Origin of the sequence: Enterococcus sp. DIV1083b (assembly GCF_051713705.1) — a bacterium.
GTDB lineage: Bacteria > Bacillota > Bacilli > Lactobacillales > Enterococcaceae > Enterococcus_D > Enterococcus_D casseliflavus.
This window is the reverse complement of the sequence record NZ_JBIOQJ010000001.1, coordinates 3,200,366-3,223,695: the sequence shown is the minus strand read 5'-3', so window position 1 is coordinate 3,223,695 and position 23,330 is coordinate 3,200,366. Positions and strand designations below refer to the sequence as shown.

General features: G+C 44.6%; 25 protein-coding genes. 20 read left to right on the top strand and 5 right to left on the bottom strand.

Going from position 1 to position 23,330, the window contains the following annotated elements:
- Positions 1-18: 18 nt before the first annotated feature.
- The gene (locus IGI69_RS15155; protein ID WP_118215432.1) at positions 19-738 is read left to right on the top strand and encodes a pseudouridine synthase; all 720 of its coding nucleotides are present in this window, start codon (positions 19-21) and stop codon (positions 736-738) included.
- Positions 739-806: 68 nt separating this feature from the next.
- Here the strand turns inward: IGI69_RS15155 and IGI69_RS15150 are convergent, their stop codons facing one another.
- Positions 807-1,760 (bottom strand): GNAT family N-acetyltransferase, encoded by a 954-nt coding sequence (locus IGI69_RS15150; RefSeq protein ID WP_438741354.1) that lies wholly within the window; start codon positions 1,758-1,760, stop codon positions 807-809.
- A gap of 366 nt (positions 1,761-2,126) precedes the next feature.
- Between IGI69_RS15150 and IGI69_RS15145 the strand changes: the two genes are divergently transcribed.
- Positions 2,127-3,149 (top strand): peptidoglycan DD-metalloendopeptidase family protein, encoded by a 1,023-nt coding sequence (locus IGI69_RS15145; protein ID WP_438741352.1) that lies wholly within the window; start codon positions 2,127-2,129, stop codon positions 3,147-3,149.
- Positions 3,150-3,243: 94 nt separating this feature from the next.
- Here IGI69_RS15145 and IGI69_RS15140 read toward each other — a convergent pair whose 3' ends face one another.
- Positions 3,244-4,098, bottom strand: coding sequence for an RluA family pseudouridine synthase (locus IGI69_RS15140; protein WP_413135328.1), 855 nt, complete (start codon positions 4,096-4,098; stop codon positions 3,244-3,246).
- Positions 4,099-4,289: 191 nt separating this feature from the next.
- Between IGI69_RS15140 and IGI69_RS15135 the strand changes: the two genes are divergently transcribed.
- The 5 genes from IGI69_RS15135 to IGI69_RS15115 all read left to right on the top strand — a co-directional run bounded on the left by IGI69_RS15135 (position 4,290) and on the right by IGI69_RS15115 (position 11,881).
- Positions 4,290-6,452: a PBP1A family penicillin-binding protein gene (locus IGI69_RS15135; protein ID WP_005227705.1), complete on the top strand. Its 2,163-nt coding sequence runs from the start codon at positions 4,290-4,292 to the stop codon at positions 6,450-6,452.
- A gap of 70 nt (positions 6,453-6,522) precedes the next feature.
- Positions 6,523-6,864, top strand: a complete 342-nt coding sequence (locus IGI69_RS15130; RefSeq protein ID WP_005227708.1) for a YlbF family regulator — start codon at positions 6,523-6,525, stop codon at positions 6,862-6,864.
- Positions 6,865-7,057: 193 nt separating this feature from the next.
- Positions 7,058-8,248, top strand: coding sequence for a metallophosphoesterase family protein (locus IGI69_RS15125; protein ID WP_233619068.1), 1,191 nt, complete (start codon positions 7,058-7,060; stop codon positions 8,246-8,248).
- Positions 8,245-10,920 carry an AAA family ATPase gene (locus IGI69_RS15120; RefSeq protein ID WP_438741349.1) on the top strand — a complete coding sequence of 892 codons (2,676 nt, stop codon included), beginning with the start codon at positions 8,245-8,247 and terminating at the stop codon, positions 10,918-10,920. The genes IGI69_RS15125 and IGI69_RS15120 overlap by 4 nt, the downstream gene beginning before the upstream one ends.
- 16 nt (positions 10,921-10,936) lie before the next feature.
- Positions 10,937-11,881 (top strand): 3'-5' exoribonuclease YhaM family protein, encoded by a 945-nt coding sequence (locus tag IGI69_RS15115; protein WP_115233095.1) that lies wholly within the window; start codon positions 10,937-10,939, stop codon positions 11,879-11,881.
- Between the two features lie 170 nt (positions 11,882-12,051).
- Here the strand turns inward: IGI69_RS15115 and IGI69_RS15110 are convergent, their stop codons facing one another.
- From IGI69_RS15110 to IGI69_RS15100, 3 genes are all read right to left on the bottom strand, one after another.
- Positions 12,052-13,086, bottom strand: coding sequence for a peptidylprolyl isomerase (locus tag IGI69_RS15110; RefSeq protein ID WP_438741347.1), 1,035 nt, complete (start codon positions 13,084-13,086; stop codon positions 12,052-12,054).
- A 115-nt stretch (positions 13,087-13,201) separates the two neighbouring features.
- Positions 13,202-13,576 carry a YtxH domain-containing protein gene (locus IGI69_RS15105; protein WP_005227717.1) on the bottom strand — a complete coding sequence of 125 codons (375 nt, stop codon included), beginning with the start codon at positions 13,574-13,576 and terminating at the stop codon, positions 13,202-13,204.
- The gene (locus IGI69_RS15100; RefSeq protein WP_005227719.1) at positions 13,577-14,002 is read right to left on the bottom strand and encodes an HIT family protein; all 426 of its coding nucleotides are present in this window, start codon (positions 14,000-14,002) and stop codon (positions 13,577-13,579) included.
- Between the two features lie 212 nt (positions 14,003-14,214).
- On the opposite strand from IGI69_RS15100, the gene IGI69_RS15095 reads away from it, so the two are divergent.
- From IGI69_RS15095 to IGI69_RS15035, 13 genes are all read left to right on the top strand, one after another.
- On the top strand, positions 14,215-14,694 hold the full coding sequence (locus tag IGI69_RS15095) for a hypothetical protein (RefSeq protein ID WP_438741345.1): 480 nt from the start codon (positions 14,215-14,217) through the stop codon (positions 14,692-14,694).
- 78 nt (positions 14,695-14,772) lie between these two features.
- Complete coding sequence (locus IGI69_RS15090) at positions 14,773-15,507, top strand: ABC transporter ATP-binding protein (RefSeq protein ID WP_005227728.1); 735 nt, start codon at positions 14,773-14,775, stop codon at positions 15,505-15,507.
- On the top strand, positions 15,504-16,715 hold the full coding sequence (locus IGI69_RS15085) for an ABC transporter permease (RefSeq protein ID WP_201690440.1): 1,212 nt from the start codon (positions 15,504-15,506) through the stop codon (positions 16,713-16,715). The genes IGI69_RS15090 and IGI69_RS15085 overlap by 4 nt, the downstream gene beginning before the upstream one ends.
- Before the next feature lie 104 nt (positions 16,716-16,819).
- A complete protein-coding gene (locus IGI69_RS15080) occupies positions 16,820-17,599 on the top strand; it encodes a phosphotransferase family protein (protein ID WP_005233409.1) in 780 nt (259 codons plus the stop codon).
- A gap of 57 nt (positions 17,600-17,656) precedes the next feature.
- On the top strand, positions 17,657-18,313 hold the full coding sequence (trmB, locus tag IGI69_RS15075) for a tRNA (guanosine(46)-N7)-methyltransferase TrmB (RefSeq protein WP_005233410.1): 657 nt from the start codon (positions 17,657-17,659) through the stop codon (positions 18,311-18,313).
- Positions 18,314-18,401: 88 nt separating this feature from the next.
- Entirely contained in the window at positions 18,402-19,364 is a 963-nt protein-coding gene (gene comGA, locus IGI69_RS15070; protein WP_016620013.1) for a competence type IV pilus ATPase ComGA, read from the top strand.
- Positions 19,318-20,346: a competence type IV pilus assembly protein ComGB gene (gene comGB / locus IGI69_RS15065; protein WP_016612983.1), complete on the top strand. Its 1,029-nt coding sequence runs from the start codon at positions 19,318-19,320 to the stop codon at positions 20,344-20,346. Before comGA ends, comGB begins: the two co-directional genes overlap by 47 nt.
- Positions 20,343-20,648 (top strand): competence type IV pilus major pilin ComGC, encoded by a 306-nt coding sequence (gene comGC / locus IGI69_RS15060; RefSeq protein WP_438741342.1) that lies wholly within the window; start codon positions 20,343-20,345, stop codon positions 20,646-20,648. Before comGB ends, comGC begins: the two co-directional genes overlap by 4 nt.
- Positions 20,632-21,096, top strand: a complete 465-nt coding sequence (gene comGD, locus IGI69_RS15055; protein ID WP_438741340.1) for a competence type IV pilus minor pilin ComGD — start codon at positions 20,632-20,634, stop codon at positions 21,094-21,096. The genes comGC and comGD overlap by 17 nt, the downstream gene beginning before the upstream one ends.
- Positions 21,077-21,391, top strand: coding sequence for a hypothetical protein (locus IGI69_RS15050; RefSeq protein ID WP_015510481.1), 315 nt, complete (start codon positions 21,077-21,079; stop codon positions 21,389-21,391). The genes comGD and IGI69_RS15050 overlap by 20 nt, the downstream gene beginning before the upstream one ends.
- Positions 21,381-21,806 (top strand): competence type IV pilus minor pilin ComGF, encoded by a 426-nt coding sequence (gene comGF, locus IGI69_RS15045; RefSeq protein ID WP_005227741.1) that lies wholly within the window; start codon positions 21,381-21,383, stop codon positions 21,804-21,806. The genes IGI69_RS15050 and comGF overlap by 11 nt, the downstream gene beginning before the upstream one ends.
- On the top strand, positions 21,769-22,140 hold the full coding sequence (gene comGG, locus IGI69_RS15040; RefSeq protein WP_015510479.1) for a competence type IV pilus minor pilin ComGG: 372 nt from the start codon (positions 21,769-21,771) through the stop codon (positions 22,138-22,140). The genes comGF and comGG overlap by 38 nt, the downstream gene beginning before the upstream one ends.
- 167 nt (positions 22,141-22,307) lie before the next feature.
- Entirely contained in the window at positions 22,308-23,312 is a 1,005-nt protein-coding gene (locus tag IGI69_RS15035; RefSeq protein ID WP_008382040.1) for a class I SAM-dependent methyltransferase, read from the top strand.
- The last annotated feature ends 18 nt before the right edge of the window (positions 23,313-23,330 follow it).

Below are 23,330 nucleotides of genomic sequence, written 5' to 3'. Positions count from 1 at the left end.
TATGAAAGGAAGAAACCGATGCGTTTAGACAAATTTTTAGCGGATATGGGCTATGGCTCCCGCAAAGAAGTGAAACAGTTGATCAAAAAAGGGCTCGTGACCGTCAATGGACAAGTCATCAAAAGTGACAAAGCACAAGTACAAGAAACACAAGATACCGTTTGTTTTGAGGGGGAACCCATCGCCTATCAAAGCCAGTTTTATTATTTGCTGAATAAACCCGCCGGCGTGATTTCGGCAACCGTCGATTCCTATGAAGAGACGGTCTTAGATTTGTTTTCTGAAGAAGCATTTCGCGAAGATCTGTTTCCAGTAGGACGGTTGGATAAAGACACCGAAGGCTTTTTGCTGATTACGAACGATGGCGGATTGGCGCATCAATTATTGTCGCCTAAAAAGCATGTGGAAAAAGAATATTATGCCCAAGTTGAGGGAATCATGACAGCGGAGGATCAAAAAATCTTTGCCAAAGGCATCAAATTAGACGGCGAGTGGACTTTGCCGGCTGAGCTGCAGATCCTCAACGTCGATGAAGACGAAATGCGCAGCGAGATCAAACTGATCCTCCATGAAGGCAAGTTTCATCAAGTCAAACGGATGGTCCATGCAGTAGGAAAAGAAGTCGTTTATTTGAAACGGATTCGCATGGGAGGCCTGTCCTTGCCAGATGATTTGGCATTAGGCGAGTATCGGGAATTAACGTCTGAGGAATTGGCGAAGCTGCAAGAGCGAGGATAAGTATACGCTTTGATAGAGATACTAAATGATTAAAAGCCTCAAACTCATTGCAGAGTTTGAGGCTTTTATTAAAATAGTGTTTTTTTCATCAAAATTTTGTTTACACCTTGGTGTCCCACATGAACAAAACCGAATTTTTGATAAAATTCTTTGGCTTGTTCGTTTGAGGCGTTGATCGACAAAGTTATGTCTGGTACTCCTCGATGGAGAAAGTGATTGATGATTATAGGCATTACTTTTGCAGCATAGCCTTTACTTCGATCACTTTTCTTAATAGTATACTGGCATAACCAGTTTCGATTCTCTGATTTTAAATCAGTTTCATCGAAAGCAAGAGAAGTATAACCGACCACTTCGTTATTTAAGCAAATCAAGTATGAGATCATAGTAAGATTTTTACTCGCTTCTTTGATTGCCTCGGGTACGGATAATGCAAAAGTAGCATCTGTTTGTTTTTCTGAAAGAATCAGTTCACTTCTCGATAAATTATTTACTCTTTCAAAAGGCAGCAGAAGGACAATATCCTTCTCATGAAATGAATAATTTTTTTGTAGTTCAAGTTCTGTTGAAAACGACCCAATTTCGTCGGGCTTATAAACATCGATGATTTTGTCAAAACCGACTGATTGCCAGAACTTTAGACCAACAAAGTTTACGCCAGATACGACCAATTCAGCTGTTTTTAATTGTTGATTGTAGTAGCTGTTTTCAAGTTCCCTAAGAGCAAGTTTGCCAAAACCTAAATTTCTATATTGTTCACTGATATAAAAATGCAGAATATAGAAACTTGTCGGAGAGTCATCAAATACCCATAAATAACCGATCAGTTGCTCAAAGTAGTAAATACTCAAACAGTGGCAGGCTTCTTTGGGAATCTCGGGAATGACTTTGTTAATATCAACTAAGGGAGCAAGAGGCTCGCGTCCTTCTATTTTAAAAAAATGTTCTTTTGATTCAATAAACAATCGTTTTAATAATTTATTCTCAGATAAAGTAGATTCATTAAGTGTTATCAGTTTCATGTCGTTTCTCCTTGTTAAATAATGTGGAATTATTTAACAGAAAATGTTGGTCTATCCATATTTTTCTCCTTTCAACGTGATCTCTTTCCCCATTCTACGATACCCACGACCTTTTGAAAACCTTTTCTTTTCCAGGTGTTAGAATATTCGTTTTTTCATCGATAAGAAAGACCATTAGGCGAGCTAAAGAAATTCTTATAAAAGTTGTTATTCGGCTGCAATATTTGTAAAAAAAGCCCGTTTTATAGGTAATTTACATGAAAATTTGCAACAATAGACTTTAAACTGTTGGAAAAACCCTCTTTTTTTTCATGAATAAGCATGTTAAAGTAGCCAAGCTACTAAAAAAAAGAAGGAGTTGCCTCATTGAAGAAAAAGATTTTTTTATTGCTCGCCCTTACGTTGCCGCTTTTCCAGCCAGCTGTCAGTTATGCTGCTGAAACGAAGAGCACTGAGGAACTGACGGTTTTGACTGCAGAACTTGCAACGTATGAAGAGGAAGTCACCACTAGCCAACAGAAAGTCACAGCGCTGGAAAGTCAATTAGCGGATTATCAGGAAGAATTAACCCAATTAGCACAAGAAAGCCTGGAAGTTCAAACGCAGATCGCTGCTCTGAATGACCAAAAAGCCCAGCATCAAGAAAGCCAAGCGCTAAGCAGCCCAGTAGTCGACGGACCACAAGCCACGATCCAACAACTACGCAAGTTTAGTGAACAACAAGCGGCTTTACGGGAAGTGAACCAACAATTGGCGGAAAAAGAAGCCCAACAGCAACGAATCACTTCGTACCAAACCTTGACGCAAGCCCAATTAGTACATAGTAAAGAACAACTAGCAACAGCAAAAGAAGAATTGCAGAGCCAACAAGAGCAGCTGCAGCAAACGCAAACGCAAGTACAAGACTTGCAAGAAAAAGTGGACAAAGAAGCAAAAGCCGCTGAAGAAGCAAAACAAAAAGCCAAAGAAGCAGCAGAGAAAGCAGCAGCCAGTGAATTTTCACTGCCAATCACGGGCGCCGTGTCGATCTCCAGCGGGTTTGGCACTCGAGCTGACCCAACTGGTTTTTCTGGGACGCAGCATGACGGGATCGACTTCACAGGTCAAGCGGGGGAGAAGATCGTCGCCGCTCGGGATGGTCAGGTAGAAGATGCTGGTTATGGTCCAAGCACGGGGAATTACGTGATTTTGGCTCATGATAACGGCTTTTACTCGTATTATTTTCACTTAACAGCTGTCAGTGTCTCGAAGGGGGCAACCGTTGCAGTTGGCGAGCAAGTAGGTACGATGGGGACGACTGGAAACTCGACTGGCGTCCATTTGCACTTTGGATTGAGTAAGACGTTGTGGTCGGATTTCGTTGATCCAGCAGCTTACTTACCGCTATAAGCCGAAGCACCGAGTAGAAACATTGAAAAAAACATCTGAAACCAAAAAGCATGACTGACAAGAGGGGGTCCTCAAGTCGTCATGCTTTTTTTGTTTACCACAAGCCCGGTTGAGCGATGATCACTAACTGTTCTTTGGTAAAGGGATGCTCCAGATGCAATTCATAGCCATGCAGCAGCAAACGCGGCGCTGGTTTGTTTTGGTAAAGCGGGTCACCGACGACTGGATGACCGATACTGGCAAGGTGGACGCGAATTTGGTGGGTCCTCCCCGTATCTAACACACAATACACATCGGTCGTCTTTTGTTGGGTGTGGGCGATGGTTACATGGGTGACGGCTGACTGACCGTTGCGGGGGTCAATGATTCGCTTGCGACGATCGTGACGGTCACGACCGATTTTTTTGGCGATCGTTTGATCTTGCGTAAGTTTGCCCCAAACTGTGGCTTGATAGCGGCGGAAAATCTGTTTGTTTTCCAACATTCGACCCAAGATCGGCAACACCAAAGGATTTTTTGCGAATAAAACGACACCGCTGGTTTCTTTGTCTAGACGATGGACCACATAAGGCTGCTGCTGTTTCGGCGCAAGGTAAGCAGCTGCATCATTCAATAGGGTATCTGCTTCTAATGGCTGATTGGGGTGCGTCTTGACCCCCGCAGGCTTGTTCAGCACCAATAAGTGCTCATCTTCAAAAAGTACGTCGACTTTGTCTGCTTGGCCTAACTGGATCGGCTGATAGCTGTAATCACTGTCTTCAATGATCAAAGTGATTTGATCGCCGCCACGAACTTCTTGATGAAACATCGCGGGCTGCTGATTGACGGTAACATTTTTCCGTGTGCGCAGAAAATGGCGCACTTTTCGTGGGACGAGCCACTCTTGTTCCAACAACTCGCGAAGCGGCATGGGCGGGTGATTTTCGGGTAAAGTCATGGTGTATTCCATAAAAACGTCCTTTCTTTGCTGTTCGTTATCGACTATTATAGCATCTTTAAGCTTTTCTTATAAAAAAAACAATAAAAAACAGAGCATTCAATGCTAGAATAATAAAGCATTCTTTTCGAATGAAATTACGTCTAGAGCCGTATAACAAAGAAAGTCATTTATGCTACACTTAACCAAAGGAGCGTGAAGTAATGGATTGGAAACACATCCTTCACAAAATAAAGACCGGTTGGCTGACCTTTTGGCGCTGGTTAAAACCGTATTTGCAGCAATTTCATCAATGGCGCAAGCGGGTTTGGAAAAAATACCACGTAAATAAAATTTTTATTTTACTTAGTTTAGTTGCTATCTTAATCATGAGCGGGTATTTGTTTTATATCGCCAAAAATACGAAAGTCAGTGAATTAGAGTCAGGTCTGAAAGAATCGACGGTGATTTTTGATGCCAATGGCGATGAAGCAGGGCAGTTGTACTCGCAAAAAGGCACGTACGTTTCTCTTGATGCCATTTCCAGTGATGTGGTCAACGCCTTGATCTCAACCGAAGACCGCAACTTCTATAATCACCACGGGTTTGATATCAAGGGGATCGCTCGAGCAGCCCTGCGCATGCTGGTCAACCGCAGTGCCGAAGGCGGTGGGGGAAGTACCATCACCCAGCAGCTTGCCAAAAATGCCTATCTGTCCTTGGATCAAACCTTTAGTCGAAAAGCCAAGGAGCTTTTCTTAGCGATCGAGATCGAGAAGAAATATTCTAAAGATGAGATTTTGGAAATGTATTTGAACAGTTCCTATTTTGGTAACGGGGTTTGGGGCATTCAAGATGCCTCGCTAAAATATTTCGGTGTCAATGCTTCTGAACTAAGCGTGGGAGAAGCTGCGACGTTGGTGGGGATGCTCAAAGGTCCTTCGATCTATAACCCGATCGACAATCTGGAAAACGCCACGAACCGTCGCGATACCGTCTTGAGTTTGATGGTGGATAACGGCAAGTTGGACCAGTCCGTTGCTGACCAAGAATCACAAGTTGCCTTAGCCAATTTACTGTATGATGGATTTGGCAATTCAGAATCTGGCTATAAGTATCCTTATTATTTCGATGCGGTCATCGATGAAGCCGAATCCTATGGGTTGGACGCCGATGATGTCATGAATCGCGGCTACAAGATCTATACAGCACTGGATCAAAACTACCAAGCGCAAATGGAAGCTGCCTATAAAAACGATGCCTTGTTCCCTGAAAATGCGGCTGATGGCACGATGGTGCAATCAGGCTCTGTCGCACTTGATCCGAATACCGGTGGGGTGCAAGCGGTGGTGGGTCGTCGTGGCGAGCACGTCTTTAGAGGCTTTAATTTTGCCACGCAAATGAAACGTTCACCAGGCTCCACGATCAAACCGATCAGCGTCTTCGCCCCTGCCCTAGAAGCTGGGTTTGAACCCGACAGTATCCTGAAAGACGAGCCCCTCGATTTTTATGATGCTCAAAACTTTGATGGGACCTATGCTGGCGAAGCAGTCATGTATCAAGCCCTCGCCCAAAGCCTGAATCTGCCAGCAGTTTGGCTGTTGCATGAGATCGGCTTAGATCGTGGGTACAGCAAAGCACAAGAGTTTGGACTTTCCTTGACCGAATCCGACAAATATTATGGCTTAGCCTTAGGTGGTTTGGAAAAAGGGGAATCACCCATGACGATGGCAGCAGCGTATGGCGTTTTCGCAAATGGCGGGTATTACTACAAACCGCATTTGATCACCAAAATCGTTGATTCAACTGGTGCCGTGATCGTTGACAATACGTCTGTGCAAGGCAAACGGGTGATTTCTAAAGAGACCGCTGATAAAATGACGAGCATGATGCTCGGCACCTTTTCTAACGGGACGGGTGTTAGTGCCAGTCCGTACGGCTTTACGATCGCCGGTAAGACGGGTACGACAGAGACCAACTTTGATGCTTCTAAGGTCAATGACCAATGGATCGTCGGCTATACCCCTGATATGGTTCTTTCAACCTGGCTAGGATTTGAACATGTGAGTGAAGATCATTACTTAACGGGAACTAGCGGACAAGTCGTTGGGAAAATATTCAAAGCAGAGGCCGAAAGCTTACTGCCTTATAGTCAAGGCACCCAATTCCAAGTTGCAGACGCTTATTGGACAGGTGGAAAATTGATGGCAGCCGATGAAGTACCAGATCCTGAGAGCAGTACGTCACAAAATGGCAATGATTGGCAGAAAACCATCGATGACTTTGCCGAAAGCGCCAAAGAAGGTATGAAGGAATTCGGCAGCAAGATCAAAGAAGGAACGAAAGAACTGTTTGGCGGCTTGTGGAATTCCATCAGCGGAAATTAAAGGAATTAGGCAACTGCTAGTCTAGAACCTGAGAAGAATGGTATACTAGAAAAAAAGAGGAGGCGTCAAAATGGCAAATATTTATGATACAGCAAACCAATTAGAACGTGAATTACGCGAGTCAGAACAGTTTCAAGATTTGAAAGGTTCTTTCGACCGCTTGAAAGCAAATGAAGAAGCGTATGCGTTATTCAAAGAGTTTCAAGAGTTGCAACAAAGCCTGCAACAAAAAATGATGGCTGGCGAAGAAATGACAGAAGAAGAAGCGCAAAAAGCCCAAGAATTATCGCAAAAAATTCAACAAGACGGCATTGTTTCTGACTTGATGCAAAAAGAGCAAGCCTTCAGCTTAGTAGCCAATGACTTGAACCGCATCATCATGGGTCCTGTAAGAGATCTATACGAAGCGTAATCGCCAACAAACAAAGACCAAAGAAGCAAGTGAATCTTCAGAGCAATCGGCTGCAACTGCAAGAGCCTTTTCCAAAGAAGTTTCAAAATCGCTTCTTTGGTTTTTTTTATGAAAAAGGCGAACAAATTTTCGTATTTTGCTGACGAAATGCCTGAGAAATGTTATGATAGAAGCATTAAGGAGGGAGAAAGAAATGCGATTTTTACATAGTGCAGACCTGCATATCGACCGGTCATTTGAAGGGGTTCATTTGTTATCTGAAAAAGTGAAGACCCAACTCCCTGCCATCAATCAAAAAATCATCCGTAATTTGGTGGATGTTGCCTTAGAAAAAGCGGTCGATTTTGTTTTGCTGGCTGGGGATACATTCCATCAAGCACGGCCGAGTCTAAAAGTGCAGCATGACTTTTTTGCCCAACTGCAACGACTAGGGGAAGCACAGATCCCTGTCTATATGATTTTCGGCAACCATGATTATTATGATCCGCAACGGTATTGGTTTGCTTTTCCAGAAAACGTCATTCTCTTTTCATCAGAAGAAGTTCAAACGGTTCAAGGAACAACGAAAAACGGTGAAACCTATGCAATCAGTGGATTTAGCTACCAACATCCTTGGATTACTGAAAATAAAGTAACAGAATTTCCTGCAAGAGCAGCGGTGGATTACCATATTGGGCTTTACCACGGGGACCAAGCTGGTGAACGGTATGCCCCCTTTTCAATCAGTGAAATGAAGCAAAAAGGCTATGATTATTGGGGCTTGGGGCACATCCATGTACCTAAGACGCTCTCAGAGCAGCCACCGATTCTCTATCCCGGCACACCTCAAGGAAAGACCAAGAAAGAACAGGCGACTGGGGTGATTTTGGCAGACTTATCACCGCAGGGACCAACGATCGAGCGCTTGGAGATCGCAGAGATCGCTTGGCAAAAGCAAGTGGTCTCCTTAGCGGATGTGACTGCCTCGAATGCCGTATTGCCAGCGATCATTGAGCGCTTAAAAAGCCCTCGTTCGCGCTTGCTGCATCTGGTGTTGACCGATGTGCAGCAGCTGCCGCCAGATTGGTTTCCAGCTGCGGAAAAAAATGAATGGCTGACCTACCTCAATGAACGGTTGGCACAAACAGAGCCGCTGCAAGTGATCTATGCCCTTGAAGTCGAGCAAGCCAATGAAGACAAGATCGCATTGGCGGTATCAGAAGATTATATGCTGCAGTTTTTAGCGATGTATGAGTCGCCAGAGATGTTTGCGGATCGATTGTCGGATCTATTGCAGCATCCACTGATCCAGCGGGGGATCACCCATGAATCATTTCAAGAAGAAGTCTTGCAGCAAGCCAAGCAATTGTTGAAAGACGACTTTCAATGGGAGGAGCAGTCATGAGAATTTTAAAAGCAGAGATTACCGGTTTTGGGAAATACCATGAACAAAGCTTTGCCTTTCATCCGCAAAATCAGCTGCTCTTTGGGCACAACGAGATCGGAAAATCGACGTTGTATCAATTTATTGCCTCCATTTTGTTTGGCTTTCCGAAAAAGACAGCCAAGAAAAAAGACTATACCCCCAAAAACGGTGCTGCTTACGGTGGCAAGTTATGGTTGGCGCTGGAACCCTTCGGCGAAGTGATCGTGGAACGCTATCGGCAAGTGGACCGTGGTCGTGCCAAAGTCCATGTCGCTGGCCAGACGGTCGATGAGCAATGGCTGGCACAACACCTGCAGCCCCTCAATCGAGCATTGTTCTTCGATGTCTTTACTTTTCAGCAAGAGCAATTGACCCAGATCGATAAGCTAGAAGAAAATGAGCTGCACCAAGCGTTGATTTCTCTAGGGATCAGCGGCAGTCAAAAAATGCTGCAGCAAGTGGCGCAATATGAAACCATCAATCAGCAGCAATACAAGCCACGAGGGCAAAAGCTGCCTTTGAATCAAGCGTTAAAACAATTAGAAAAACTGCAAAAAACGATTGCGGAAAAAGAAAGCGAAGAAAGCCGCATCCAACAGCAGTATCAGCAGATCGCCCAGCTGCAAGAACAGATCCAAGACTTGCGGCACCAGTATCAAGCATTGAATGACGCTTATCAGGAAAATCAGCAACAGCTGAGTCACTGGGGCCTTTATGAAGAGTGGCAGCAAATGGCACCAGCAGATACGCTAGCCGATCCTCAGCAAGTCCAAGCCATCAAACAGTTTTATCAGCAGTATCAGCAGCTGACGGAAGAAATTCGCAAAAAAGAAGCCGAATTAGATCAGTTGGAGCAAGGAAAAGAATCAGACAAGTATTTCTTTTACCTTGATCACGAGCATCAGATCAATCACTTGCTGCAGCAACAAGTGACGATGGCGCGTTTGGCAGATCGTGAAGCAGCAGCCAATCAACAAGAAACTGTCGCCATCACAGAGTTGAATCGCTTGATTGAAAAGCGCCAGTGGAGCAGAGAATCGCCGCCGCTAGTAACGGCTTCGATCCATGAACAAACCACACGTTTACTGCAAGAACGTGTGCAGTTAGAAGAGCTCGAAAAGCGCATGAGGCGTTTGGAAGAAAAAGCGCAACCTTTGCAAGCTACCGCGGCCCGCTTAGAACAGCAGCATCCTCAATTGATTGGCCGCAAGCCCGTTTCTCGCCCGCTATGGCCGCTAGGGATCGTCGGTGGGCTAGTCACAGTGATCGGTATCTTTTTGCCAAGTCCGTGGCGCTGGCTTGCATTAGGTGCGGGGATCTCAGCGATCATCGGCAGTATTTTGCCGCTGATGAAAGCAGCACCAAACAAGCAGCAAGGCGTCAAGCAAGAATGGCAGACGGTCCTCATGCAGCTGGATCTACTGGGCGAAGAGTTGGCACAGCTGGAAAATGAGCAGCAGCAAAAGCAGCAGCAGATCAGCCGTGCCCACCAAGCGTTGACACCCTTTTTTGGTGATTTGCCGGTGGAAAACTGGCAGTCGTATCTATTCGCCTATGATGAAGATGTTGCTAGCTATCAAGCCTACTCACAGCAGCGCAAGCAAGCCTATCAAGAACGGCAAGCTGTCACGGAAGAATTGGCACCCTTTGAGGAGCAATTCCGTCCGTATGCGGAGTGGCTGCCGCTGCAAAACAAAACCTTGTTAGAAAAAGCGGCGATGTTGCAGAAGTTTCATGAAGAGATGCAAACGATCAAGCTTTCACGGTTGCAACAACCTAGCACGTTATTGGCCCAACAATTGACCCGTACCCGCAACGAACGCGACCAACTGTTTGCCCAAGCCAGTGCGCTCTTGCAGCAGCAAGGGTTAGATCACCCTGCAGAAATCAGCCTCTGGTTGAAGCAATGGGAAGCAGCGCAGCGCACGCAGCAGCGAGCAGAAGAATTGGCGGGGATGTTAACACCGATCTATCCCAAACCAGTCACACAAGCAGAATTGCTGCAGCAAAAAGACCAGATCAAGCAGCAGCAAACACAGCTTCAGGCACAAATGCAGCAGTTGACGGAGCACAAACAACGCTTGGAATTAGAAGCAGCAGCCAGTCAAAAAAACGGCACCTTGAATCAGCTTTATCAAGAAGAAAGTGAGCTGAAGGCGGTCATTGAAGAACTCGCTGTGGCATGGGGCAGTCGTCAGTTGGCGGCTTCAATTTTGACGGATGTCACGACTGAATTGTCAGAACAGCAATTGCCGCAGCTATTGTCAGCCGCTTCGACTTATTTTGAACAGCTTTCAAACGGACGTTATCAAAAGATTCTTCTGGAAAATGGTCTGTTAGTAGCGGCAAATGCCAGCGAGACCTTTTCGATCATTGACTTGTCCACAGGAACGAAGGATCAGTTGATCATGGCGTTACGTTTCGGTTATCTAGCGCTACAAAAAAATCATCCGTTGTGCCCGATCATTATTGATGATGGTTGGTTGCATTATGACAGTGTTCGTAAGGAACGCTTCGCAGCACTATTAAAAGAGTTTGGACAAAGTTATCAAGTAATTTGTTTGTCTTCTGACCAAGAAATGGTAAGCTATTATCAGAAGTACCAGCAGCCTATCGAGGATCTGAGTAAAGGAAGTGAAAGATTTGGCTGATCGGCCAAATAAGCCCATGAAAAAAATTCGTGAATTAACTGTTGATGAAACGTTTCAACTTTTCTTACTGATCAAAAATGCCGATGTACGGATCGCGAAAAACGGCAAAAAGTTTATTGCCTTCACGTTTCAGGATACATCTGGCACGATTGATGGAAAGTTTTGGGATGCATCAGATGAAGAAATCGCCCGTTTTGAACCCGGGAAAGTGGTACTACTAGATGGGAAACGAGAAGTTTACCAAGGCAATCCGCAAGTCAAAATCATGCATTTGCGTTTAGCGAAGCCGGAAGAACCCCACGAACCAAGCCAATACATGGAAAAAGCGCCCTTGCGAAAAGAAGAGATGGAAGAAGAAATTAGTCAAATCTTGTTTGAGATCACAAATCCTCACTGGAATCGCATCGTCCGTTTCTTGTTGAACAAGTATAAAAAGGAATTCTTTGATTTTCCAGCTGCGAAGCGCAATCACCATGCCTTCGCCAGTGGATTGGCGTATCATACGACAACTATGCTGCGCTTAGGAAAAGCGATCGTCAAAGAATACCCTGAATTAAATGCGTCACTGCTGTATGCGGGCATTATTTTACATGATTTAGGAAAAGTGATCGAGTTGACAGGTCCCATGACGACAGAGTATACCTTAGCGGGGAATCTAGTAGGGCATTTGGTCTTAGTGGATGAAGAAATCACGCAAGCCTGTATTGCTTTGAAATTTGATGACAAACAAGAAGACATCGTTGTTTTGCGGCATATGGTCTTAGCCCACCATGGCTTGTTAGAATATGGGTCACCTGTTCGGCCCCGCATAATGGAAGCGGAGATCCTCCATCAGATCGATAATTTGGATGCTTCCATGCAAATGATGCTGACCTCGATCCGCCTGACAGAACCTGGTCAATACACAGACCGAATTTTTGGCATGGACAATCGGAGTTTTTATGTACCGAAAGAAGTGTAGCAGTGATGTTGCAGCTTGATCGATCAAAGTGAATGATAGAAAGAACAAAAACCACGTTAGGCTTGCTTAGCGTGGCTTTTTTAGCTGCTGGAAAAAGCAGTTGAATCGTAGATAGAAATCTAATCGGCACAAAAAAAGAAGCACCGCTATGACGGCACTTCTTTGTTCGTTTATTCAGCAGAAGAATCTGTAGCACTTTCACTTGTTGCAGTAGAATCATCGGTTGCCTCAGTAGCAGAAGAATCTGCTGCAGAGCTGTCTGTTGCATCCGTTGCAGAAGAGTCAGCAGTTGAATCTTCTGTTTCGGCAGCTGTGATGTAATCAGAAAGCAAGTCTGCTAAGTCAGAGTCTTTCATCTTCACGTTGGCTGCTTGCAATTCTTGACCGATCGTTGCTGCCATAAAGGTTGAATCATTCAACAACGTGTTTTGAGCAATTTCAGTCAGTTTATCTTTGTATTTATCCATATCGTTGCCTTTGTCTTGGTTTTTCACCATTTTCACGATATAGTATTCCGTCGTATAAGTCGACGTGTTGGTTGCAGAAATCACTTCAGAAATTTCACCATCTTTTAAATCAAAAGCGGCTGTTTTCACTTCGTTTGGCACAGCAGTTGACGTAGAATCGAATTTGATCGTTCCGCCATCTTCTTTTGTTGCTGCATCCGTTGATTTTTCTTTAGCGATTTCGCCAAAGTCAGCATCATCTTTTTTCGCTTCTTCTAAGACATCTTTGGCATCATCTTCACTTGCTACTTTGATGATTTGTGCTTCTACTTCTGGGTGGAAAGAATCCCAAGCAGTTTTCATTTCTTCATCAGTAATATCCATGTTGGCTTTTAAGCCTTCACGTAACGCAAGCTGTTCTTTCAATTCTGCACGGTAAGATTTTACCGTATAACCAGAAGCAGTCAAGGTTGATTCAAAGGAATCACTACCGCCGTATTGTTCAGCCACGTTGTTAAATTGTTCGTCGATCATTTCTTCAGTCACGTCATCGCCATATTTTTCATTAAAGACTTTTAAGACGATCATTTGACGCAACGCTTGTTGGTTTTCTGAACTTGTTTTTGCTTTGTCATAAAAATCTTGAACAGTGATTTTACCGCCCTTCATTGTTGCGATTTCCTCACTTGAGTTTCCACAAGCCGCTAATGCAAAAAGACTCATTGCACTGACTGCTACTAAAAGTAATTTTTTCTTCATTCGTTTAAGCACTCCTAATTCTAAAAAGATTCATAATAATCACTGCACCTACTATACCACTTCTAGAAATGGTTGGGAAGAAAACAGTGGATGTTTCAAACAAAATTCATAAAAACTACAAATTTTCGATTTGTTTGTCATCCTCTGCGCTTTGGGCTTGAATCGTCGTAATGTGTTGATTCAATTGCTCCATTTGGGTCTTGATCCGAGCAAGGCGCGGTTGTGCTTGGAATTTGAAGGCTTCCAAATCTTTCGTGAAAGACTCCGTAACAACAGGGATCGTTTCGTCGATCGTTTTGCGGGTCACCATTACGGCATCTTTTAGCTGTTTGACGCTGTCATTGAATTCTAAGGTCGCTTCTGTTGTGTCATCTAAATAGCGAATCAATTCTTCACGGGTTTCATTGCCGCTTTTCGGTGCAAAAAGCAAACCGCCTAAGCCGCCGGCGATGGACCCGAATAATAGTCCTTTAAGAAAATTGCCGATCATTTAGTCCACCTGCTTTCCAATTTTTTCGGCGATTGCCGCTAGTTCTTCCCCCGTGTAATTGTCTGCGTGATTGCCAAAATGGATCTTGAAATCATCGTCTTTGCTATAACGAGGAATCAAATGGACATGGGAATGGAAGACCGATTGGTACGCCAATTCTTTATTGTTGTTGATGATATTTAAGCCTTCGATCTCAGGGAATGCTTTTTCGATCGCCCGAGCAATCTTAGGGATGCGGGCAAAAACCGCTGCTGCCAACGTTTCATCGTACTCAAAAATATCCGTCACATGGGTTTTGGGAATCACCAATGTATGACCAGGGGTGACTTGGGAAATATCTAAAAAGGCATAAACTTGCTCATCCTCGTAGACTTTGTAGCTAGGGATCTCACGATTGTTGATTTTACAAAAAATACAATTTTCCATTGTAAAAAAACCTCCTTGATCTATTACCTCTACTTTACCATATTTTGCTTTTTTTCGTCTGGTTTCCTCTTTGAAAAAGTCGGAACAAGGCAACTGTTCCTTCAACAAAGGCGCTTTTTTAAAGAAATGCGAAAAGCGAGCGAGAAACGCTTGCATTTAGATTCCAACAACCCTAGACTTAATATCAGAAATCAATTGGAAAGAAGGAACCTATGAAACCGATCATCAAAGAAACCTTACAGAAAAAAACAACGACTTCAGCGAAGCTCCGCTACTTGGCTTATGCCTATAAAGAATGGTTGATTGCGATCACGCTGTTCGTGGTGTTCGCAGGTTCGATCACCTATTCGCTAACGCGTCCAAAAGAAGAAGTAGTCAATGCCGCCATCGTCACTAAAACAGCGATGGACCCTACGGTGCAGAGTGAATTGGAGACAGCCGTTGAGACCTGGGCGATCGACCAAGGGTATCAAAAAGAAGAGTTGAGGATCAGTCTGGTTTCCTATGCTGAACCAGCTGCTGTTCAAGCCTTTACCACCCGTCTTGCCGCCGGTGCGATCCAAATGGTCATTTTTCCAGCGAGTGATGCACAACTGTGGCAAGAACGCTTTGGTAGCCAAGAATTGCCGCAAGAAACCATTACAGTGGGAGAAAACGAATTTATCTTACAAGTCACGAATAAAGAAAAATAAGCAACGGTTTTGCTAGCGGATTGAAAAAAAAAGCCTACGTTGATAGAAAGCCGTAATTAGGCGAATCGGAGGAAAAGAATGACTTTACAAGTAGCGAATGTGACAGGCGGTTATAACCAGCTGCCAGTCTTAAAAAATATTGATTTTACGATCGGCGATGGTGAGCTCGTTGGTCTGATTGGCTTGAATGGGGCGGGGAAGAGTACGACGATCAAAGAAATCATCGGGTTACTGCAACCTCACAGCGGGACGATCACGATCGACGGCTTGACCTTGAAGGAGAACCCAGAGCAATACCGCAAACAAATCGGGTATATTCCCGAAACCCCATCTTTATATGAAGAATTGACCTTAAGAGAGCACATTGAAGTGACAGCGATGGCCTATGACCTTCCGCAAGAAGAAGCCATGAAGCGAGCGGAGCGTTTGTTAAAAACCTTTCGCTTAGAAAACAAACTCGATTGGTTCCCAGCAAACTTCTCAAAAGGGATGAAACAAAAAGTCATGGTGCTGTGTGCCTTTTTGATTGAGCCAAGCGTCTACATCATTGATGAACCTTTTCTAGGATTAGATCCTTTAGCGATCAATGCGTTATTGGAACTGATGAATGAGATGAAACAAACCGGGGCATCAATTTTGATGTCCACCCATATTTTAGCAACCGCAGAGAAGTATTGTGACAAATTCATCCTACTGCATAACGGTGAGATCCGCGCACAAGGCACATTGGCGCAGCTAAGAAGCCAATTTCAAGCACCAGAAGCCTCCCTTGATGATCTGTACCTCGCACTGACAAAGGAGAGTCAAGCATGAAGCAGTTTTTCTCGCAACGCTTACAGCGGCATCAAAAACAGATGACACGCTATTTGCGCTATGTCTTCAATGATCATTTTGCTTTGATCAGCACCTTCTTAGTGGGAGGTCTGGGGCTCTATTATTCGGAATTGCTAAAAACATTGCCGCGGCCGTTTCCATTAGGCGGCATCATCGTGGTCGCTGTTTGGCTCTTTGTTTTACCGCTGGGACGCTTAGCGACACTGACGAAACCGGCAGATTTGATTTTTCTGTTAGCCAAAGAAGGGCAAATGAGAAGTTACCTCAGTCAAGCCCTGCGTTATTCCCTCTGGCTGCCCTTTGGGGTCTTATTTTTAGCCGTAGGAGCAACGATGCCTTTAGTCGTGGTCACAGCAAACAGTACATTTGCTTCCTTTCCCTTCTTTTTAGGAATGATGTGGCTGTTAAAACTGGGGGATCTTTCACTACAACGGATTCGTTTGTATCAAGAAACTCAGCAGCAAGTCAAACAGCAGCGAGGCATCTGGTTCGCAAGTACGTTAGCTGCCACACTTGCCAGTATTTATGTAGCACCTTGGCTAGGATTGGGGATCAGCATCCTCCAAGCAATCTGGTTCCTCTTTGGACTGAAAGCCAATAGCCAGCTTTTGGATTGGGACTATATGATCCAAGTCGAACAGTCGCGCTTAATGCGTATCTATCGTTTTATCAACTTATTTACAGATGTTCCCCAAATCACGACGGAAGCCAAACGGCGCAAATACCTCGACTGGCTGCTGGCAAAGATCAAACCAGTGCACAGCAATACGTACCTCTATCTTTACTTGCGCCGAGTGATCCGTGGGGGGCAATATGGCGGGCTTTATGTCCGTTTGACTTTGATTGGTGGGTTCGTCTTATTCTTTGTCGATGAGCTTTGGATCAGTCTGCTGATCGGCTGCTTGTTTCTTTATCTGATCGGTTTCCAACTGATTCCTTTGATCAATGAGTTTCAATACATGGTTTTGACACATCTGTATCCCGTGCCAGAAAAACAAAAAGCCGCAGCGATCAAAAAAATTCTTGGGGCACTCTTACTGGTGACCGCAGTTCTTTTCGGTGTGATCTGTTGCTTGCGCTTGCCTTTTGTTTGGCAAGGCGGTATCGCGTTTCTTGGCTTCTTAGGGTTTGCGGGTCTTTTTTTAGGCATCTACTTGCCAGGGCGATTAAAGAAAATGCACGCCTGATCCACAAGTGGCCTCTCTTACAAAAAGCGAACGCATATGCGCTTGACGGCGACCCATTAGGAAGCTAGAATAAGAGGTACTGCGAAATAAGGAGAGAAGCTAGGATGGATATTCGCTTGGATCAAGATTGGCGTATGCGGCCAATCAAAGGCGACACCGGGAAAGCCTATATCGGGCTCAAGGACAACGACAAAGTCTTTATCAAACGAAATACGACCCCGATGCTTGCGGCACTCTCTAAAGAGGGCATTGCACCCAAACTCGTCTGGACGAAACGGACGGGAAATGGGGATACGCTCTCCGCACAAGAATGGCTGGATGGACGGGTCTTAGATCCCGATGAAATCGGCCAAAGAAATGATGTCATTGATGTGTTGTATCACTTGCATCATTCAAAAACGTTGGCACAGATGCTAAGCAAAATCGGCGGACAAGTCAGATCGCCTGAACAGATGCTGATGGATTATCAGGATCAGCTGCCTTCTGCGGTCGCCCAGAACCGTTTTATTCATTTGGTCACCGAGTATTTAAAAACCAATATTCCAGCTTTTGACGAGCAGAAAGCCGCGGTCGTCCATGGCGATGTCAATTATCGAAATTGGCTAGTTTGTCAAAACTATTTGTATTTAGTCGATTGGGATTCCGTGATGTTTGCAGATCCGGCAATCGATATCGGCACTATTTTAGGTCACTATGTGCCATTATCTGGCTGGTCTCATTGGCTCGTGCGCTATGGTATCCACAGCAGCAGCGAAGTGATCGAAAAGATTTATTGGTACGCATTGTTGAGTATGCTGCAAGAGGTCAAAAAATATTATCTGCGAGGCGATTACAAAGCCATGAATGCAGAGATTTTACAATTAAAACGAATTTATAGCGAATGAAGAGAAGATGGAGCGAGGCAATTTGGTTCCATCTTGTTTTTTCGGAAAGGAAGAAACATGAGAGTAAGAAAACGTGCAGGTGCAAAAGAGCTGATTGACGCTCATCCAGAATACGTCGTGGCAGAGCCTACTGAATGGAAAGGGCGTTGGCATGAACGCTTTGGCAATGATCACCCGCTGCATATCGAAATTGGAATGGGAAAAGGCCAATTTATTACGGAAATGGCGAAAGCTCATCCCGAGATCAATTATATTGGTGTGGAAATGCAGATTAGTGTCGTTTCGATCGCATTGGATAAAATGATCGAGCAGGAGATCCCGAACTTGCAACTGCTGCATGTCGATGGTTCCGCATTGACCAACTATTTTGCAGACAATGAAGTAGACCAGATCTATTTGAATTTTTCTGATCCATGGCCTAAGAAGAAGCATGAGAAGCGCCGTTTGACTTCCAAAGCCTTTTTAGCAGTCGACGAGCAGATTTTACGTCCCAACGGCGAGATCCATTTCAAAACGGATAACCAAGGATTGTTTGAGTATTCCTTAGCGAGCTTTTCTCAATACGGCATGATTATCAAACAAGTTTGGTTGGACTTGCATAACAGTTCCTTTGAGAACAATATCATGACTGAATATGAAGAAAAATTCTCAAGCCGCGGGCAGCGGATCTATCGGGTGGAAGCCCAATTTGTGGCAAAAGAACCACAGAAATAAACGAATGATGAAAGATGAAGCAAATTTGCTTCATCTTTTTTTTCTATTCTCAAAGCGTTTGCGTATTTCTTTTTAGGAGGGATAAGTCGTGGATATTCGAGCATTCTCAGACGAGTTGATTCTTTATGGAAGACAAGAACGCATGCAGGATCTGGCCATTTTGCCTAGCGGTACACAGATGGAGGTGATTTTCAGTAAAAGCTATCTCAGAAAGACCTATCAAGTACTGACCAACGAAGAAGCTCAGCAGCTGATCACCCGCTTCAAATTTTTAGGAGGAATGGAGGTGGGAGAACGGCGCAAAGCTCAGTTAGGCGCAGTCAGCTATCTGTTAGGCGATCAGCTACAGCGGTTGCGCATCTCAACGGTGGGTGATTATCAAGGGCGTGAAAGTCTCGTGATGCGGTTTCTTTATCCTTTGAACAAGGAGCATCTGCGCTATTTTTTTGCAGAAGACGTCCAGCAGATCCAACAGACAACCAAACAAAGAGGCCTATATTTATTTTCTGGTCCCACTGGCTCAGGAAAATCGACCCTCATGTATCAATTAGCACGGGCAACCAAGGGACAAGTCATTACCATCGAAGATCCTGTGGAGATTGAAGAGCCGCATTTTTTGCAGCTGCAGACCAATTTGAAAATCGGACAAGACTATGATGAATTGATTCGCTTGTCTTTACGGCATCGTCCGGACCTGCTTTTGATTGGCGAGATCCGTAACAAAGAGACGGCGCAAGCCGCTGTACGAGCCGCTCTGACAGGTCACCGAGTATTTGCCACGATCCATGCACGAGGCGTAGCAGAAACCAAGACACGGCTGCTGGAATTGCTAGGGGCAGACGATCTTCTGGCGCACGCGTTGCAAGGGATCGTTTATCAGCGATTGTTGCCGAATGAAGTCAACGAACCCCATGGGTTGCTGGCGTATCACTTTTATGAGGGGCAAGTGGAAAAACAGTGGCAGCACGTATTAAAACGAGTGAAAGAAAGTGGGTGGATCACCGATGAAGTTTATGAAAAAGAAGCCCCAGCTACCACGCCGTGCAACTGAAGCCCTCTTGGTCACCTTCACGGTGTTATTGGAGAGTGGCTTTTCCCTACAAGAAAGCCTCCAAGTGTTGCTGCGCAGTCGCCAGTTTTCTGAACCTGTGATCGAACAGCTGATTGCCCATCTTGCCCAAGGGCAAAGCTTGGCAGCAGCAGTAGCGCCGTTGTCTTTATCGGCTACCGAAAAAAATCAGCTTTATTTAGCAGAAAGTCATGGGAATCTCACGACGACCTTGCGGCGGATGGTCGACTACCACAAATTGGTCAACAAGCAAAAACAGCTGCTGTACAAAGTAGCGGCCTATCCGCTTTTGCTACTGGTCTTTTTAGTGGCGGCTCTCTTTGGCATGCATCGCTTTTTAATGCCTCAATTGTTAGCCTCTGGCATGATCGACGAAGGTCATTGGGGCATTCGCGCCATCACTTGGGCACCAGCAGTACTTATCCTCTTCTTGTTGGTAAGTGTGCTGCTTTTTGTGATCAGCCGCTGGGTGTTTGCCCGCCGCACTGCCTTGCAAAAAGCTGTATTCTTCAGCCACCTGCCATTGTTCGGAGCATTGTACACGAGTTATCACACGAGTTTTTTCGCATTGGAATGGGGCAAGTTGTTTCAGCAAGGGTTAGATATCCAACAGATCATTGAGTGTATGGAGCACACCAATAAAGCTACCTTGATCCAAGAATTAGCGCGAGAGTTGCGAGTGACCTTGACACTTGGCGGAGAACTCCCAGAAAAACTTCGTCATTTCTCGTTTCTCACACCAGAATTTTCTTTGATCGTCTTTCAAGGAGAAGTACGGGGAAAGTTAGGAGAAGAGCTTTTTTTATACAGTCAATTATTGATGGATCGCTTGTTTCAACGAATCGAAAAAGCTATTCACTGGGTTCAGCCTCTGATTTTTTTGTTGGTTGCTTTAATGATCGTTGGGATCTATGCCGCTATGTTTTTACCAATCTATGGAAATATCCAAGGAGTGATCGAATGATAGAAAAGAAAGTCGCATCTTCTCGCAAGCAGGGGATTTGGCGTGTCAAAAAAGGCTTTACATTGGTTGAAATGTTGGTTGTTTTATTAGTGATCAGTATTTTGGTTTTGTTGTTTGTCCCAAATCTTGCCAAGCAAAGAGGAATCATTGATGAGAAAGGAAATGCGGCCATCGTGAAAGTGGTGGAAACCCAGATCGAACTCTTTCGTCTGAATGAAAATCGGGAGCCCTCGAGAGAAGAATTGATCGCTGAAGGGTATGTATCTGAGGAGCAATATGCGATTTATGAGCAGGGAAAGTGAGAACATTGGCACTAGGGGATTTTCTGGGTTTACCTTGATGGAAAGTCTCTTGGTACTCTTGATCAGTAGTCTCTTTCTCTTTTTCCCCGTCGTGGCTATCGAGTACTATCAACGATCTGCGGAAGTTTTCGGCTTTTGTGCTCGCTTAGAAAAAGGACTCTATACCTTGCAGCAATCGGCCATCATCGATAACACACAAACCCGAGCAATCTATCAAGCAGAGCCAACACCAACTGTTTCATTTTACGGCGCTGCAACTGAGCCAGTCACCAAGATCGACGTTCCTCCTCAACTAGCGATGCAGGCGTTTCCCGATATTCTTTTTAGTAGTCAATCCGGCAACAACAGCAGTCTGCGAAAAATCATTTTCTATTGGCAGGAGAAAAAGCAAACCATCAGCTATAAGTTTTTATTTGGGAGTGGCCGTTATGAAAAAATCGTTGAATAGTGGGTTCATCTTAGCAGAAAGCCTGATTGGTTTTGGGGTCTTGGCAACTTGTGTGTTACTGTTTTTAGCAATGCAGACCGCTTCACTGACGCAAAGTGCGGCATTGCAAGAAAAAGCCCAAATGCTGCGGGTGCTGTATGAAGAAGTCCAGAACCACTCCTTTGATGCGTCAACCATTACCTACACGACGCAGCGTCAGGCAGTCTATCAAGTTCGCTTTTGGCAAGCAGCGCAGCATCAACAGGCACGCATCCAAAGCTGCGAGCAGCTCTGGGAGATCGTGTATGAAGAGTAAAGGCTTTACTTTGTTGGAGTGTCTGTTGTCTTTATGGGTATTGGCGATCTGCTTATTGCTGATCAGCGGGATCGTCAAGCACCTCGCACCCGTCAATCAGCAGATCATGGCTCGCAAAGATCAAGAATGGCATGTGTTTTTGTTTCAGCTGGAACGGGAATTAAGTACCTGTACCTATCTATCGGTCAGTGAGACCACACTGTATTTGAGAAGCAGTCAAAACAATTCGGTCACCATCGATCGCATCAATCGCGTGCTGCGAAAGCGGGACAACAATGGGTATCAACCACTATTGACAGAAGTAACGGATGTGTCTTTTGAGAAAATTGGCGCAGCGATCCGCTTTACCGTTTCCTTTGAGAATGGAGAGCAGAAAATTGGACAATGGAAAATTCACACACAAGAGGCGGCATAAAGGCGGTATTTTACTCACAGCATTGTTGTTTGTGCAGCTGTTGAGCTTGATGTTATTGCTAGTGTTAGAAAACAGCCGCACAACAGCCCTTTTTTATACAAAAACCATTGAAACCTATGAAGCCCGCATCATGAGCGAACTGTTTCATGCGGAATTCTTGCAAAACGAATTGGCAGATCAAGGGTCACGACTTTATAATGTAGGAAAGTTAACCTATGAACGGCAAGGACAACTCTTACAGATCGAGTGCCATGTCAAAAGCCGCCGCTTTACATTTACCTTTTTGTTACCCGAAGAAGAGCCTGAAATAGACACAGATGACCAAGAAGAATAGTACAGGAAAAGGATGGTTGTTTCGACCATCCTTTTTCATACAGAAATAGAAAAAGAATGTTTACAGCTTCACAAATTATTCTAAACGAAAGCGATTGATTATTTTGGATGAATCGGCTAAAATTAAACAGGTATATATGTTGTTATAGTTTTGAAAAGAGGTGCAAGATGTCCGCAGAAAAAATGGAAACGTCTTTTCATTTGACCGTTGAAGCGATCCAACTGCTTCAAAACGCATTGGAAACGTCTTTTTTTGATGCTTACGTAGAGACGATCGAAAATTTTGTTGATCAATACCAAGTTCGCGTGATCGATGGGGTACCAGATGAAGCAACTGCTGCTCGTTTAGAAACCATCTATCAAGAAATTCGAGCAATGGAACTATCGGCAGAAGAAAAACGCAAGCTTGCGCAGTTGGTTTTGTTGAAAGGCAGCCAAACGGAGCGCCTGCAGGCCAATCACCAACTGACACCAGATAGTCTTGGGTTTTTATTCGTCTATTTGATCGAGCAGTTGAGTAGTGCCGACCAACCAGTGAAACTTCTTGATTTATCGGTAGGCATGGGGAATCTCTTATTGACAGTCTTGCTGAATCTGCAATTAGCGAAGCGTCCAGTAGAAGGAACCGGTGTGGATATTGACGAAACCTTGTTGGCGATCGCAGCTGCGACTGGCGAATGGACCAAAGCGCCCTTGCATTTGTTCCATCAAGATGGCTTGCAAGAGCTTTTGATCGAACCGATGGATCTGGCGATCAGCGATCTACCGGTGGGCTATTACCCACAAGATGACAAAGCCCGCAGCTTCATTACGGCGGCTCCAGAAGGGCACAGTTACGCCCATCATTTGTTGATGGAACAAGCGATGAACTATGTCAAAGCTGGCGGTTACGGTTTGTTCTTAGTACCAAGCAACTTTTTGGAAACGGAACAGAGTGAATTTTTGAAAAAATGGCTGAAAGAAAAGGTTTATTTGCAAGGAATGATTCAGCTTCCTGAAGAACTCTTTAAAAATGAACATTCACGTAAAAGTATTTTGCTTTTACAAAACCATGGAGGGACAAGCAAACAAGCAGACGAAGTCTTGCTGGTCAAGCTAGCCTCACTGAAAGAACCAAAGAACATCACAAAACTTTTTGAACAATTTGCGGCTTGGAAAGCAGCAAATCTGTAATATAATTCGGATAAGGAG

Excerpts from the sequence above, each read along its gene's own strand:
- IGI69_RS15155 (WP_118215432.1), top strand. The coding sequence starts at position 19 with ATGCGTTTAGACAAATTTTTAGCGGATATGGGCTATGGCTCCCGCAAA.
- IGI69_RS15150 (WP_438741354.1), bottom strand. The coding sequence starts at position 1,760 with ATGAAACTGATAACACTTAATGAATCTACTTTATCTGAGAATAAATTA.
- IGI69_RS15140 (WP_413135328.1), bottom strand. The coding sequence starts at position 4,098 with ATGGAATACACCATGACTTTACCCGAAAATCACCCGCCCATGCCGCTT.
- IGI69_RS15135 (WP_005227705.1), top strand. The coding sequence starts at position 4,290 with ATGGATTGGAAACACATCCTTCACAAAATAAAGACCGGTTGGCTGACC.
- IGI69_RS15130 (WP_005227708.1), top strand. The coding sequence starts at position 6,523 with ATGGCAAATATTTATGATACAGCAAACCAATTAGAACGTGAATTACGC.
- IGI69_RS15125 (WP_233619068.1), top strand. The coding sequence starts at position 7,058 with ATGCGATTTTTACATAGTGCAGACCTGCATATCGACCGGTCATTTGAA.
- IGI69_RS15120 (WP_438741349.1), top strand. The coding sequence starts at position 8,245 with ATGAGAATTTTAAAAGCAGAGATTACCGGTTTTGGGAAATACCATGAA.
- IGI69_RS15115 (WP_115233095.1), top strand. The coding sequence starts at position 10,937 with ATGAAAAAAATTCGTGAATTAACTGTTGATGAAACGTTTCAACTTTTC.
- IGI69_RS15110 (WP_438741347.1), bottom strand. The coding sequence starts at position 13,086 with ATGAAGAAAAAATTACTTTTAGTAGCAGTCAGTGCAATGAGTCTTTTT.
- IGI69_RS15105 (WP_005227717.1), bottom strand. The coding sequence starts at position 13,576 with ATGATCGGCAATTTTCTTAAAGGACTATTATTCGGGTCCATCGCCGGC.
- IGI69_RS15100 (WP_005227719.1), bottom strand. The coding sequence starts at position 14,002 with ATGGAAAATTGTATTTTTTGTAAAATCAACAATCGTGAGATCCCTAGC.
- IGI69_RS15095 (WP_438741345.1), top strand. The coding sequence starts at position 14,215 with ATGAAACCGATCATCAAAGAAACCTTACAGAAAAAAACAACGACTTCA.
- IGI69_RS15090 (WP_005227728.1), top strand. The coding sequence starts at position 14,773 with ATGACTTTACAAGTAGCGAATGTGACAGGCGGTTATAACCAGCTGCCA.
- IGI69_RS15085 (WP_201690440.1), top strand. The coding sequence starts at position 15,504 with ATGAAGCAGTTTTTCTCGCAACGCTTACAGCGGCATCAAAAACAGATG.
- IGI69_RS15080 (WP_005233409.1), top strand. The coding sequence starts at position 16,820 with ATGGATATTCGCTTGGATCAAGATTGGCGTATGCGGCCAATCAAAGGC.
- trmB (WP_005233410.1), top strand. The coding sequence starts at position 17,657 with ATGAGAGTAAGAAAACGTGCAGGTGCAAAAGAGCTGATTGACGCTCAT.
- comGB (WP_016612983.1), top strand. The coding sequence starts at position 19,318 with ATGAAGTTTATGAAAAAGAAGCCCCAGCTACCACGCCGTGCAACTGAA.
- comGC (WP_438741342.1), top strand. The coding sequence starts at position 20,343 with ATGATAGAAAAGAAAGTCGCATCTTCTCGCAAGCAGGGGATTTGGCGT.
- comGD (WP_438741340.1), top strand. The coding sequence starts at position 20,632 with ATGAGCAGGGAAAGTGAGAACATTGGCACTAGGGGATTTTCTGGGTTT.
- IGI69_RS15050 (WP_015510481.1), top strand. The coding sequence starts at position 21,077 with ATGAAAAAATCGTTGAATAGTGGGTTCATCTTAGCAGAAAGCCTGATT.
- comGF (WP_005227741.1), top strand. The coding sequence starts at position 21,381 with ATGAAGAGTAAAGGCTTTACTTTGTTGGAGTGTCTGTTGTCTTTATGG.
- IGI69_RS15035 (WP_008382040.1), top strand. The coding sequence starts at position 22,308 with ATGTCCGCAGAAAAAATGGAAACGTCTTTTCATTTGACCGTTGAAGCG.